Annotated in this window: 10 protein-coding genes; 1 reads left to right on the top strand and 9 read right to left on the bottom strand. The window is 52.7% G+C overall.

Going from position 1 to position 14792, the window contains the following annotated elements:
- Positions 1 to 49: 49 nt before the first annotated feature.
- Complete coding sequence (locus tag L4C36_RS07425; protein ID WP_428477164.1) at positions 50 to 1855, bottom strand: SgrR family transcriptional regulator; 1806 nt, start codon at positions 1853 to 1855, stop codon at positions 50 to 52.
- A 285-nt stretch (positions 1856 to 2140) separates the two neighbouring features.
- Here L4C36_RS07425 and L4C36_RS07420 point away from each other — a divergent pair, with 285 nt between their 5' ends.
- Positions 2141 to 3535, top strand: a complete 1395-nt coding sequence (locus L4C36_RS07420) for a glycoside hydrolase family 1 protein (RefSeq protein ID WP_428477163.1) — start codon at positions 2141 to 2143, stop codon at positions 3533 to 3535.
- A gap of 38 nt (positions 3536 to 3573) precedes the next feature.
- Here the strand turns inward: L4C36_RS07420 and L4C36_RS07415 are convergent, their stop codons facing one another.
- From L4C36_RS07415 to L4C36_RS07380, 8 genes are all read right to left on the bottom strand, one after another.
- Positions 3574 to 4992 carry a BatD family protein gene (locus L4C36_RS07415; protein WP_428477162.1) on the bottom strand — a complete coding sequence of 473 codons (1419 nt, stop codon included), beginning with the start codon at positions 4990 to 4992 and terminating at the stop codon, positions 3574 to 3576.
- Positions 4992 to 6782, bottom strand: a complete 1791-nt coding sequence (locus L4C36_RS07410) for a vWA domain-containing protein (protein ID WP_428477161.1) — start codon at positions 6780 to 6782, stop codon at positions 4992 to 4994. The genes L4C36_RS07415 and L4C36_RS07410 overlap by 1 nt, the downstream gene beginning before the upstream one ends.
- Positions 6775 to 7869, bottom strand: coding sequence for a vWA domain-containing protein (locus tag L4C36_RS07405; protein ID WP_428477160.1), 1095 nt, complete (start codon positions 7867 to 7869; stop codon positions 6775 to 6777). The genes L4C36_RS07410 and L4C36_RS07405 overlap by 8 nt, the downstream gene beginning before the upstream one ends.
- Positions 7866 to 8489, bottom strand: a complete 624-nt coding sequence (locus L4C36_RS07400; RefSeq protein WP_428477159.1) for a DUF4381 domain-containing protein — start codon at positions 8487 to 8489, stop codon at positions 7866 to 7868. The genes L4C36_RS07405 and L4C36_RS07400 overlap by 4 nt, the downstream gene beginning before the upstream one ends.
- The gene (locus L4C36_RS07395) at positions 8486 to 9451 is read right to left on the bottom strand and encodes a DUF58 domain-containing protein (RefSeq protein ID WP_428477158.1); all 966 of its coding nucleotides are present in this window, start codon (positions 9449 to 9451) and stop codon (positions 8486 to 8488) included. Before L4C36_RS07395 ends, L4C36_RS07400 begins: the two co-directional genes overlap by 4 nt.
- A 9-nt stretch (positions 9452 to 9460) precedes the next feature.
- Positions 9461 to 10474 carry an AAA family ATPase gene (locus L4C36_RS07390; RefSeq protein ID WP_428477157.1) on the bottom strand — a complete coding sequence of 338 codons (1014 nt, stop codon included), beginning with the start codon at positions 10472 to 10474 and terminating at the stop codon, positions 9461 to 9463.
- Between the two features lie 79 nt (positions 10475 to 10553).
- On the bottom strand, positions 10554 to 12899 hold the full coding sequence (locus L4C36_RS07385; protein ID WP_428477255.1) for a cytochrome c3 family protein: 2346 nt from the start codon (positions 12897 to 12899) through the stop codon (positions 10554 to 10556).
- Between the two features lie 163 nt (positions 12900 to 13062).
- Positions 13063 to 14622, bottom strand: coding sequence for an arylsulfatase (locus L4C36_RS07380; RefSeq protein ID WP_428477156.1), 1560 nt, complete (start codon positions 14620 to 14622; stop codon positions 13063 to 13065).
- Positions 14623 to 14792 lie beyond the last annotated feature (170 nt).

The raw sequence follows: 14792 nt of genomic DNA, 5'->3' as shown, positions 1-14792 counted from the left end.
TCTGGCAATCCCCTCACCTGCGCGGAGGTCATTTCGTTTCCCTTTCTGTTTACCCTTCCACCCAGACATTTTTAAAGTCCGGCCACGACCAATCGGTCATTTGTACGCCATGCAAGGCTCCTTGCCAACGCAGGGTTTGACGATGATGGAACAACGGCGTCACCCAATGCTCGGCTATCATGGTGGTTGCCAGCGACTCCAACCTTAGCAAATACCCATTGACCTCGCACTCTGCCCGCATCGCGGCTAACGCTTGATCTAACCAATCATTCACCGCCGCCGGTAATACACAGCGCAGCACCGTATTGGAGCAAAACCACCGATACAGCGAGACCGGCAAGTTATCATCCACATGCAGGCTGGTGATGACGATGGCTTCTGTCAGTGGGTGGTTTGTCGCTCGTGCCTGTAACGCCGCTAAGGTATACACGTGTACCTCACTGGCGACACCTAACTGACGCAGTTTCTCGCTCAATACCTGGGCGCAATCCATGATCACTTGATGATCATACACAGCGATATCCATGCGAGCAGGCAACGGAACAATCGCCTCCTCATCCCCCCAAGCCGACGGTGGCATGACTTTGGTCCAACTCGGCAGCAAATTATACGCCGGCACCGCGACGCGCAATAATTCGGTCAGTGTCTCACCTTGTTGCTGAATCAATGCGGGCGACAAAATGCGTGACAAATAGCGACGCTGCGCACTGCTTAACGCGGGTGTTTCCACATCTGTGCTATCGTCGTTCTGTAACCGTGTCCCTTGATTGAACAGTAAAAAGATCCCGCCATTCTCGACCCGTGTTTGCACGGATGAAGATGACACAGAAACCTCCTGACGATCCTGCTCTCGACGGCCAAACTCAATACGCTCACTCGGTGGTTGCTCAAACTGCCAAATGGTGACGCTATCGGTCAGCGAACGCAGCGCAAAATACTGATCGAAAGCGCGCAGACGCAAACAGCGTTCAGAGTGCGCTTCGATCTGGAATGGCCCACACCCCTGCCCCGTACTTTTAAATGCCGCACCTTGAGATGCAGCATCTTGAAACGTATTGTCTTGGCACTCAGGATGCACCTGCTCTGGCGGCTGAATGGAATAGCGCAGATCCGACAGCAACGCTGCAAAGCTTTTATCCGGGCTCGACAAGGTGACGGTGAGACACAAACGGGTTGCCGTCATGTCACGCACGTGCGCCAACTCTTGCGCGTATTCAGGCAACGTTCGTAAACGAGTCAGTAATGCTTTAATGAGTACCGCATCTATGGGCTGACCCGAATGAAAAGTCAGGTTCGGGCGCAGGAAAAACTGCCAGACTGTGGCCTCGTCATTGCACTGCCAATGGTGGGCGAGCTGCGGTTGTACCAGCCCATGCGCATCGCACTGGGTCAAACAGGCATACACCTGACGCACCAGAAATCGCTCGCTATTACGCAATGGCAGGTGGGGCAACAACGGCTGCAACACGCGCGGGTAGGTCAATTGAATATGCAGTTGACCTTCACGTACTGCCACGCCGGAGGTTTGTTGTAACAGTGAACGAAACTGACGCTGATCGCCCGCCAGTAGCGTTAAGGCTTTCTCATACCGCCCCGCTTCAATCGCCGCGTGAGCTAACTGTTGCTTCAGCTCTGCCAAGGTGTAGCGCAAATGCAGGGTGGAACGTTGATTACGCCCCACTTTCGGCAGCCAGGTTAACCAATCGCGCGCGGCTAAATCTTGCAGCAAGGTTCGACTATGGCGCGATGACGTACACAACCGATCAGCAATCTCCTGTTGTGATATCGCCACATCCTGTTTCACCGGCAACGTCAACAGACGGGCATAATGGCTCAGCGCTTTTTCTTCTTTCAATGTCGGAATCCGCCAACAACAAACACTTCCTTATTTTACGATTACCCTGTCATTTCGTACATCAATCAGGCCAAAGATTCCTAAAAAGGCATGCTGATCGACAATATGCGGAACAAAATTCAGATGGATTCCGCTCTTTTTCTTCCGCTTTCTCTAATGAATACTGAATGCACATTTTCTTTGCCTTGTTGATGAGATTCAAACAAGGCGCGCTATTCACACAAGACAATTCATTCACGCAAAACCATTCATTCACACAAGCTAAGACAGACGAGGTTCATCACGATGACCGCTTTTCCGCACGATTTTCTCTGGGGCGGCGCGATTGCTGCTAATCAGGTAGAAGGCGCTTTCAATTTAGATGGCAAAGGCCTATCCACCTCTGACATGCTGTCGAACGGCATTTTGAGCCCGCACCAAACCCGCGAGGCTCGCACACCGGGCATCAAAGATCTGGCGATTGATTTCTACAACCGCTACCCGGAAGACATCGCGCTATTCAATGAAATGGGCTTTAACTGTCTGCGCCTGTCGATTGCCTGGACACGCATTTTCCCGAACGGGGATGAGGAAACGCCAAACGAAGCCGGATTGGCCTATTACGATCAGATCTTCGATGAACTGGCGAAATATAACATGACGCCGTTTGTCACCTTGTCTCACTACGAAATGCCTTACGCGCTGGTGGAAAACTACGGCGGTTGGGGCGATCGTCGCTTAATTGCGTTCTTTGAACGTTACGTCACTACCGTGTTCGAGCGTTACAAAGACAAGGTGAAACTGTGGCTGACCTTCAACGAAATCAACATGTCACTGCATGCGCCGTTTACCGGCGTTGGCTTACAGGAAGACGCGTCTGAACAAGCGATTTATCAGGCCATTCACCACCAACTGGTCGCCAATGCCGTTGCCGTTAACGCCTGCAAGCGCATCATTCCTGACAGCAAAATCGGCAACATGCTGCTGGGTGCCATCAACTATCCGTACACCTGTAACCCGGATGATGTGATTGCCGCCATGCATGAAAACAACAAGTGGTTGTTCTTTGGTGATGTGCAAACCCGAGGCAAATACCCGGGCTACATGCTGCGTTACTTCCGCGAAAATGACATCACGATTGCAATGGAAGACAGAGATCTAGACACCATTGCGCAAGCCTCGGTCGATTTCATTTCGTTCAGCTACTACGCCAGTGGCTGTGCAAGCGCCGATCCGAAACAAAAAGAAGTCGGCAACATTGTCGACAGCGTGCCGAATCCGTATTTGGAGAAAAGCCAATGGGGTTGGCTGATCGACCCAAAAGGCCTGCGTATTTTGCTGAACTTCCTGCACGATCGTTACCAAAAGCCGCTATTCATTGTGGAAAATGGCTTAGGAGCCATCGATGAGTTGGATGAAAACGGCGAGATTCAGGACGATTACCGCATTCAGTACATGAACGATCATTTGGTACAAGCCCGAGAAGCCATGCTGGATGGTATCGAACTGATGGGCTTTACCAGCTGGGGGCCGATTGATTTAGTCGCCAACTCCACCGCTGAAATGAAAAAGCGTTATGGCTTCATTTACGTGGATCGCCACGACGACGGCACAGGCACACTGATCCGTAAACGCAAGAAGAGCTTTTACTGGTACCAAGATGTGATTAACAGCCGTGGGCAATCACTGACGGTGAAATAACCTCGCCTGTCACGTTCGCGCATAACGCAGCCAATGGTTTACACCTTTGGCTGCGTTTTCTTTTTCGACGCAATAGCATCTGACGCTTTGGCTAACTCAGGCAAAGCTTTGGGTAATCGCCACTGCCGAAGACGCGTGATGATGGTTTCACTCTCACCGCTTTCTACCGTGCCTTTTGTCATACTTCCTGTCTTGCTTTTTCCAGAAACATGTCGCCATAGACGTTGAAAACGTGCGGCGTTATCACGATTTTTCTGGTGTTCTGCCACTCCTTCCTGTTGAAAGGCTTCGCTGTCTTGCTGCCACGTGGGTAGCTCCTCGCCAACGTTGGCTTTGGTGATTTCCACCTCGCCCGCATTTAAGCGCAAACGGCGGTAAATCAAGGTACGTGCTTGCACCCATTGCCCTTTTCGTAGCCGTTGCCATAACTGCCACCGCTCCGGTTTGGGATGCGTCTGAAAATACCGGCGCAATGCCCACAAAATAACGACAAGCACCAACAGGGTAAAAATCACGCTCGCTAAAATGGGCCAGTAATAGGCCAGCCACGAACGCCAGGTATGGGCAATATGGAATGACTTGCCCGCAACCGTTTCTGTCTGCAAAGTTTGATGCTGGGTATCCCACCAATAAAAGGTGTAATCCGGAAACTGAATGTCCCCGCCCATTTGCAGGATATACACCGTCTGCTCGGTACGGCTGGACTGATAATCCCCTCGCGTTTGGGTATCGCTGAGTTGGTGCGGCTGAGCATAAGCCTGATAATTCCGTGATGAGGCAGCTACATGATCACCGCCGGTGTCTGCCGCCATTAAATCGGGCAATAATACCGACAAACTGTCTTTTGCCGTGATTGTTATCGTACGGGTCACCGCATCGCCGACATGCAATGTCTCCGTCGATGACTGCCATGTCTGACTGACATCCGCCTGACTGGCGGTAAACCAAATGCTGTCTTGGGTGAGCAAACCTGACGGTAAGCGGGCGTCAAAGGTTACCGGAGCCGTCTGCACCGTGCCACGTACCGACTTGCCATCCTCTCCGGATACCTGCGCATTCACGGCAATCGGCGGGATGGTAAACTGGCCGGACTGCTGCGGGTACAAGGTAATTTCCCACCGTTGATGAGACCATGTTTGCCCTTGCTCCCGTGTCGTGTAATTAGTGGCTAATTGATTACGTTGCTTGGCAATCACATTGGGGATATCGACGCGGCCGATGCGAGTACCACCAGTAAACCAACGCGGCGTAGAAACATCAATCGAGAGGATCACCTGCTCATTCACGCTGAAAGCCGCTTTCTCGTTTTCATCCCCCACCCACGCTTTCACCCGCACACCGGTCTTATCGGAAGCCGCGTGGACACTGGCACTCATCAATACCAGAGTAAAGAACGCCAACACGGCAAACACCCTGACCATCAACGATCGATCCGGAACATCTGTCATTCGTGCCATTACGGATCACCTCCGTCGTTAGGATCCCCTGCCGTATTCGAATCGGCTTGCTGATCGCGATCGAGCAGCTGAAGCTGGAATTTCGCTTTAAGGAAATACTTGGGATCCGCCTCTACCCGCTTTAGCCATTTATCCGCCAAGTCATCACTGCCCAGTAATTCACTGGCACTCAAATGCGCTTTCACCATCAATTCGGCCGAGGTTTTCTCATCCGCCCCTTCTGCGGTTTGTGGCTCATCCCCCAATTCAAATGACTGCTCCGGCCCATCGCTTGAACCCGCCTGACTTTCACTGAACTGATTGATGTCATCCACAATGCCGCTGAGTACCCGATAGTTATGGGCAACGTCGCTTTTTAACGCCGGATCTAAACCGGGTTTATCCAGCAGGGTTTTGAGCAAATCACGCGCCGCCACATACTCACGCTGACGGGCTAACGCACTGGCGGCGTAATACTGACCACGATCAGAATCCACCTGAATAAACGCGGTATGCGCCAGTTTAAATTCCCCCGCATAGTAATAAGCGATGCCTTTGCGTAGCGGATCCTCAAAATGCTGCCCTGCCGCCAGATACTCGTTGTGATTAAACAGTCGTTGCCCTTGCTGATCCGGCGTGAGCCATAAGTCCCACCACCACTGCGTCGCTTTATCTAACGCGGTCAGCGTCTCAACAGGGTCGGTTTGTTTGGCTTTCATCTCTACCGGTTGGGCATTCACTGCAGGGGCATACAAGAGCGATGCGCTGAACACGGCAGACAACAGCAACGAGAGTGACACCATCGCCACCCAACTCCACTGCACCAGCCACCCTCGGCGGAACCACAGCAGTAAAATCAGCGCAATCGGGAGCAACAAACCATAGCCCATGTCTTTCCACGGCATGGCCGATTCCCCATTGAGCTGCATATTGCGCTCGATATAGCGATTCAGCGCCTCCACATCCGAGCTGTCCACCGTCACCGTCACTATCCGTCCGTTACTGGCACTGGCGAGTGCTTCCAACGCCTTCATATCAACCGGATCAGGACTGGCCACATCGGGGTTACCCGCCGCCAGAATCAGTAACTGGTAGGGATTATTCGCGAAATACTCGCCATAAGCGTCAATGGTGCGTTGACTGCCCCCATCAGTGACCAGCAGCACTGTGGAACCCGGCGCCGCTTGTAATTGATCCGCAATTAACGGCAATGCCTGCTCAGCGGCCTTACCTTCAACCGGCATAATATCTGGCACGATGGCAGCTAAAAACGGGGCAAACACGCGGCTGTCTTGTGTCACCGGCATAGCGATATGGGCCGTGCCCGCGTAGACCACCAATCCGGCTTTTCCTCCGTCACGCAAGGCCAATAAATCGCGGATTTTCTGTTTGCTTCGCTCCAGCCGACTGGGCGGTAAATCGGTCTGTAACATGCTTTCGCTGTTATCCAACACCACCAGCATCGAGGCTTTATCTTCCCCAAACGGTGAAGCTTGCCGCTGCCATGTCGGCCCGGCACACACCACAATCGCCAACGTCATGATTAACGCCAATACTTTCAGTGGCAGTTGTTTGCGCCAGCCCTGATCGCCCACCGTTAAGGCACGGCGTAAATGATCGGGCAATATCGACTGCCAACGCGGCTGGCTGTCTTCTCGCCAGCGCCAATACACCACCGCACACAGGGGCAATAACGCCAACAACCAGTAGGGACGGATAAAATGAAATTGGGTGAAAAACGCCTGGAGACTTTGATTATCAAACAGAGCAATATCAAAAAGAGCCGCATCAAAAAAAGAGCCATCAACCATGCTGGCCTCCCGTCTCTTTCACTGACTCAGGCTTTGCGATACGGGCACGATGACGCTGCACCGAAGCGAGAATAAACGCCGTCAGATAGATAACCACCACCAGCGCAATCAGGTAGTAATGCACACTCTGTTTCGGCCGATAGGTTGTACTCTCATAGAGTTGGGGTTCCAACTTACCGACCTGCTCGTACGCCTGTGCCAGCTCTTGCCGATTCAGTGCCGAGAACGCTTTACCGCCGGATAACGCGGCGACCTGATTAATGGTGTCCATATCTAACGCGCTTTCTCCCACCGTGCGCGGATCCCCCATCGCAATCATATAAATGCGCACGGATTTCGCCGCTGCCACCTTGGCCGCTTCCACCGGCTCGACAAAACTGCCGGTATCGTTGCCATCTGTCAGCACAATCGCCACTTGCTCACGGGGCTCAGTGTCACCGGAGGCGATACGCGATTGCGCGCTTTGCTCAAACACCTTGATGGCCAAGCCCATTGCATCCCCTAAGTGGGTACTTTGCCCTGCCATTGCCACATCGGTTTGTTGCAACAGCGCGAGCCACACTGCTTGGTCTGCGGTAAACGGGGTTTGCACAAAAGCCGCATCCCCAAACAAAATCAAACCTAAGCGATCCCCTTTGCGGGTTTTGGCAAAATCGGCCAGCACTTGCTTAGCCGCCGCGAGACGGGTGATTTTCGTGCCGCTATCCGAGGTGAAATCTTTTTCTGCCATTGAGCCCGACAAATCCACCAACACCATGAGGTCGCGCCCCATGCGCTCCCGCGTCTGCGGTTTTCCCAATACCATGGGCTTAGCTAATGCCATCACGACCAATAGCCACGATAAGGCTAATGCTGCGCGCTGCCACCAACGGGGAGATAATTGACTGGCCCCTCGCGTGGGTTTGGCGCCTAATGCCTCCGACAATTGGCGGAAAAACGGCACTTTGGTTGCCAGCTGGCGGGTGCGATACGCGGGGATCAAAAAATGCACCAAAAAAGGGAGCGGCAAAATCAGCCACCACCACGGATGGGCGAACTCAAACTGCAGTGTCGTGAGCGATGACAAAGATGTTAACCCACTACTCATCGCGCCTCCTTCGTCGGATCCGTCTGTGTTTCAGAGGCGTGCTCATCAGAGGCCGTATCGACACGACCTAAACGCGGTTCATGCGCTTTAATCCAGACGCGACTGCAGGCAAACAACGCCTTACATTCTGACGCATCTAACGTGATGGTAGGGTTGACTAAAGACTGCATCCACCGCTGCCCCAATGCCGTATTAAAACCGCCTTGGGAATGGGGCATATAGCGTTCCAGTTGCTGTAAAAAAGGCACACCAAACAGTGAAGCATGACGACTGTCGAGATAAACCAACACCGTTTTCAACACCCGAAACAGCGCCTGACTGCGCTCACTGGGCGTCATATTTTGCGTATTGCCGAGCGTGTCCAGCGCCGCTAAGGCTTCCGTCCGGTAACGGTTTTGCCACCAGACCCACACGCGGCGATAGATCATGTAAGCCAGCCATAAGACCACTATCACCCCAAGCACTTGCCACCCCACGGTTTGTGGCCACAGGCTGACGCTGTCCGGCACCGGTACTTCGTGCATCTCACGCAACATGTAACTACTGGGTGGTGTATGTTCCGATAACTGCGCGATAGCCTTCGATACACTGAATGCCATTATCAGAGTGAAAAGCTTCATCCGCGCTCTCCCACCGCTTGGCGAAAACGGTTTAAATGATCGCCACCCGTCTCTAATTCAATGTGTGGCAAGCGTTTCATTGCCATCAGGCGCCGTAAAGCATCCCGCTGCTGCTCCGCCTGCGCCGTCAGGTACTCGCTGGCTTGTTCCACTTTTTCCTTCGAGTCGAGATTCATTTGATATTGTCCATCCCCAATCACCCAATTGGCTTTTGCCAAAGACGACGGCAACGCCTGTTCAAGGGGATCGCTGATCTGCACTGCCAACACATCGTTATGCTGCTGCCATTGTTTCAGTTGCTCTAACATGGCTTCATCGCAGTCATGCCAGTCACTGATGATCACCAAGGTCGACTGCTTCAGGCGCATCCGCCCCAGCTGCGTGAGCCAATGTGAAAAACTGACGTGTTCACTGTCTTGCGAACGCACATTGAGCGCTTGATTGGCTTGGCTCAGCACCCGCAATTGTCGCAGGACTTCATGTTGGGTGCGCTGAGACGGACTGATATGCAGACGCTGGCTGTCGGCTATCAGAAAACCCACCCGATCGCCGTCTTTGAGGATCCGCCACGCGCACATCGCCGCAATGTCTGCCGCGACCACAGATTTCATCACCGAGGTGGAAGAGAAAAACATGGTGCTGCGCTGATCCACACAGAGGATCACATTGCGATCTTTCTCCTCGGTGTAGCTGCGCACATGGGGCTTACCCGTACGCAACGTCACTTTCCAGTCCAGATTGCGAATGTCATCACCTTGCTGATAATGGCGCAGCTCTTCAAAATTCAATCCTCGGCCACGAAACCGTGACTGATGGCGGCCAGACAACACACTGCCGGCCTTCAGGTGCGGCAACAAACTGAATGACATCGCCTGCGATTGCAGACGCACCAGCCGGGCATAATCACAATACAAACGCGGGTCGAGATCTTGCGAGCGTGGCGCTATCGTAGGTCTGGCCATATTCTGCCCCTAGCCTATCTGCACATGGTCAAGCAAAGCATTCACTACCGCCTGATGCGTTACACCTTCCGCCAACGCATCGTAAGACAGGCTGATACGGTGCCCCAACACCATGGATGCCATGGCGCGCACATCATCGGGCAAGACATGATCCCGCCCCTGTAACCACGCATAAGCACGGGCACATTTGTCCAACGCAATGGAGGCGCGAGGGCTGGCACCAATTTCGATCCAACGGGACAAGTCGGTATCGGGGTAACGATCCGGATGACGGGTCGCCATCACCAGTGCCACGATATAGTTTTCAACCAAATCAGACACTGCAATGTCCGGCAGCGCACGGCGAGCCGCAAACACCACCTCGGGATTGATATGGCGGTGCTCATCATGCTGCGTGTCTCTGGTGAGCTTTTCTTCATGTTCTGCGTGGCGCTCTTCACTACGCTCTTCGTTACGAACCAGCCGCACAATGTCCCGCTCGGCACTGTCGTCCGGGTAATCCACCGTCACTTTCATGATGAAGCGATCCATCTGCGCTTCCGGCAATGGGTAGGTACCTTCTTGCTCTACGGGGTTCTGCGTCGCCAGTACCATAAACAACGGCGGCAAGGCATGGGTTTCGTTACCCACGGTGATCGTTCCTTCGGCCATCGCCTCTAATAACGCCGCCTGTACCTTGGCTGGCGCACGGTTCACTTCATCCGCCAGTACAATGTTGTTGAATATCGGCCCCGCCTGAAAATGCAATTGCGGCTTACCGTCGACCTCTTGGTAAACCTCCGTCCCCGTCACATCCGAAGGCAGCAAGTCTGGGGTGAATTGAATTCGGCCAAACTGAGTATCGAGCAAATTGGCCAAAGATTTCACTGAACGGGTTTTCGCCGTGCCCGGCAAGCCTTCCAGCAGCACATGACCATTGGTCAGCAAGCCAATCACCAACGCCTGCACCACGTGGCTTTGACCAATCACGCTGCGCTCGGTCTGCGCAATCAGGTCGTTCATTGCTTGTTGGGTCGGATTCATGAATGCTCCCTTAACAGGTTTTCGTTCGCTTCACGCTCACTCGCATTGGAATACGCAAAACGGGATCAATACAACAGGATCAATGAGGCTGACTTCGTGCCTGCCCTTTCAAACGATCAATCGCTTCTGCGGGCACATACTGACTCAGTGTATTCAAACACTGGGTTAATGCCTTCGTGACCGCCGCGTCTTGCTGGTTTCTTGCCAACACATCACACTGCGCATACAAATGCTGCGGGTTGCCACTGACTGCAAAGGCTTTGTGCAATGACTCGCTCGCCGCCATCACATCCTGAGGCTCCAGCGCCAAGCCATATACATACCAATACTGGGCGTTTGTTTCAGCGCGCTCTGCCGCTTGCTGCAAATACGCCAACGCCTCTTTTTGGTGACTACCGCTGTGTAATGACGAGCTTTGTCGCAGTAAGGCCAACCCGGCACTGAACGGCAATGCTGACGACTTAGGCTGCGCTTTCATGCCAGCAATCAGGGTTTGCAACGCTAATTGCTCGTTACCCTGCTCACGGTACAGATCCGCTAAGTTGACGTAGCTGTTCTCAAAATACGGCTCTACCGCAATGGCGCCCTGATAAGCCGTGATCGCCGCTTGTGTGTTGCCCTGTGCGCGATAGACGTTGCCCATATTGGTTCGGCCAAAGCCTCTATCGGCGTTGTAACGCTGAATCTCCATGTATTCGGCCAACGGTGCTGTTAACCGCTCTTTCTGTGCCTCTGACAAGGCTGACCACCCCGTAACTAATGCCCCTGCCGCTTCACTGCGCACAGACAACACCGGATCCACCAACAGTGGGCTAATGATTTGCCAGCGTTCTGCCGGCCCAAATCCCTCCGATCCTGCAATGGCCCCTAATCGGATCATTGCACTGTCATGCTTCACCGCACGCCCCAATGCCACCACCCGATTTTGCTGACGGGCACTGAGCGCACGGGGATCACCAGCATTGCCCGCCAAACGCGCCAACGCAGAGGCACGAATAATGTCGCTTTCACTGCCGTCTTGCGCGGTGTATGCCAGCGCGTCCATCGCATCTTGGTGACCAATGGCGTTGGCATAAAAGGCAATAGAAAAGTGGCGGGGGTTCTGATGCTGAGACTGCGGGAACCACTCACGTAATTGTTTTGCCGCCCATTTGTCGTCTTGATCCTCATGGCACTGGGTACACGCATTCGGTGCTCCGGTGTACTGGCTGAGATCCGGGCGCGGCACTTGCCAGCTATGGTCACGGCGGAGATCCACTTGCATGTAGACCGTTTCCATCATGTGGCAAGAGGTACAGGTAGAGGCGTCGGAGTCCGGCGCGTGGAAGGTATGCTTTTGTGGCGAATAGTCACTGGCGTTATGGCATTGCTGACACAGTGCCGGCTCGGGCATTTTGAGTTTTGCCGTGTGGGGATCATGACAGTTGGTGCACGTCACCCCTTTTTTCGCCATTTTCGACTGCAAAAATGAGCCGTACACGTAATCTTCATCGAAGATCTGTCCATCAGGATAATAAAGCGCATCCGTGATCAAGCTGAGTCGGTATTGTTCAAGGAAAGCATTAGCACCGGATGGTTTCTCTGCTGATGCATTGGACGTTCCCTGCATCGCGCCATGTACGGAATGCGGTGACTCAGTTAATTGCGTGCGGCGACTGTGGCATTGCGCACACGCCACCACTTGATCTGTCTGTTCAATGGCTTTGGGTTGCAGAGTAGGATTGCCCTCGCGGTGTACCCACTGGCGTACCGCTTGTTTTACATCGCGGGTCAGCCCAAAGTGATACGTGCTCTCTGTACTCACCGTCTGCTTAGCCCAATCAACGTGCGTTTTGCCAGGGCCATGGCACGCTTCACACCCCACATTGATGTCCGAATACGTTGTGTCATAACGATCCTTATCGGCATCGTAGTTTTTTTGCAGGTTGGTGGAATGGCAATCGGCACACATGTGATTCCAGTTCTGACCTGTATTGGTCCAGAAAAACGGATCGGTCGCGGTTTGATCAGGATAGAGGTGGAACCAACGTTGCCCGCCTTCTGACTCGGGGCGCGTATCCCATGCAAAGGGGATCAACTGAATACGGCCATCGGGAAAGGCCACCATGTATTGCTGCAACGGGAAATAACCGAAAGTATAGCGGATTTGATAATCTCGATATTGGCCATCACTGCCCGCGATATACACCCAATATTCCTCACCTTTACGAAAGAAACGGTTCTCGCCCCCGTTAAACGGCAACACGTCGTTATTAAAGTTGCCTAAAACACTGTCGACCGTCGCATGCTGCATCGCCTTGTCATGGTGAGACCCTTGCCAGGCTTCGGCAGCGTCTTGATGGCAGCCCACACAGGTTTGGCTACCGACATAGTCCGTCGAGGCTGCCTTAACCGTGCTGATAGCAACCATCAGCCACATCATCATCCACAGCCAATATCGTCGTTGTGCATTCCTTGCCACGTTGCCTCCTTGGCCTACCTGCCTGATGTTGGGACTTTATTTAACTGTATAACCTGAATAGCCATATCGGTAATCGCAGATAAAAAAGAAGCGGCACCCAATCGGATCCCGCTTCTTTGATGACGCCTTATTTATTCTGCGATTCTTTCAGCTTATCCATCACCTGATCGAGGCTAAAGCTGGCCGCTTTCTGACGCGGTGGGAACTCTTTGAAGGTTTCCAGATACTGCGCCACATAGGTTTGTGCCGGTACCAGCATGTAYGCACGATCGAGCATCCAGTCATAGTAGGTATTTGACGTGATGTCCGCGACTTCGTACGGATCCATTCTCAGGTTAAAGATCTTAGGCACACGCAATGGGGTGAACGGTTCCGCCCAAATACGCAGTGTCCCTTTGGCGCGCTGCTCAAGGAAAACAATTTTCCACTTGTTGTAACGCAGTGACGATAAGTCGCCATCATCAGTGAAGTAGAAAATTTCCTTGCGTGGCGATTTCTCTTCCTTACCCGTCAGATAAGGCAGGAGGTTATACCCATCAAGATACACTTTGTAGTCCGTATCCCCGACTTTGGTGCCTTCTTTTAGCTTCTCTTTCACACTGTCATCACCGGCTGCCGCCAAGAACGTGGGCATCCAGTCCATGTGGTGCATGATCTCATTAGAGACCGTCCCCGGTTCAATGTGGCCCGGCCAACGCACCATAGCAGGAACTCGGTATGCCCCTTCCCAGTTGGTATTTTTCTCACCACGGAACGGGGTTAAACCGGCATCTGGCCACGAGTTCATGTGTGGGCCATTATCGGTCGAATAGAAAACAATGGTGTTATCTTTAATCCCCAAATCATCCACTTTCTTAAGCAGCAATCCCACATGGGTGTCATGTTCAACCATCCCGTCGGCATAGGTACTGATCCCGGTGGTGCCTTGCAGCTCCGGCTTCACGTGGGTACGGAAGTGCATACGCGTCGCATTCCACCAAATGAAGAAAGGCTTATCCGCTTTGACGGCTTTTTCCATAAAGCCCATCGCGGCATCAACGGTTTCGTCGTCAATGGTTTCCATGCGTTTACGGGTCAGAGGACCGGTATCTTCTATTTTGCCATCAGCATAGGAATGAATAACCCCACGAGGGCCGAACTTCTTACGGAACTCCGGATCTTTCGGATAGTCGACATTTTCCGGCTCTTCCTCTGCGTTCAAGTGGTAGAGGTTACCAAAGAACTCATCAAAACCGTGGTTAGTCGGTAGGTGTTCATCTTTATCACCCAAGTGGTTTTTACCGAACTGGCCGGTCATATACCCCAAGGGTTTGAGCAATTCAGCAATGGTGACATCTTCTGGCTGCAAGCCCAAATCTGCGCCCGGCAAGCCCACTTTACTCAGGCCAGTACGCAAGACACTTTGCCCGGTAATAAACGTTGATCGCCCTGCCGTACACGACTGCTCACCATAGTAGTCGGTAAACATCATGCCTTCTTTGGCAATACTGTCGATGTTTGGCGTTTTGTAGCCTACTAAACCAAAGGTGTAAGCACTGACGTTGGATTGCCCAATATCATCCCCCCAAATCACCAAAATATTCGGCTTACCTTCAGTGTCCTCTGCTGCGTAAACATTACCGACCGTTGCAACGCCTAATGTCAGCGCCATTGCAGCCAGCCGTACCACGCGGTATTTCCCTGCCATATAAACCCCTATCGGTTGTTTTCTATCGAATGGAAATAAATGGTTGAAGGTAAACGTATAGCTTACAACAGGGGGATTATCGACCAAGGGGAGACATTATTGATAAAAAAATCATGAGAAATGCAATAGCCAAATGCAAATATAATAGCTATTTATCAAAGGCTTAATCT

The sequence above is a fragment of the Photobacterium japonica genome (genome assembly GCF_050337005.1).
Lineage (GTDB): Bacteria > Pseudomonadota > Gammaproteobacteria > Enterobacterales > Vibrionaceae > Photobacterium > Photobacterium japonica.
Note: the sequence above shows the minus strand (reverse complement) of the source record. Positions and strands in the feature narration are given on the sequence as shown.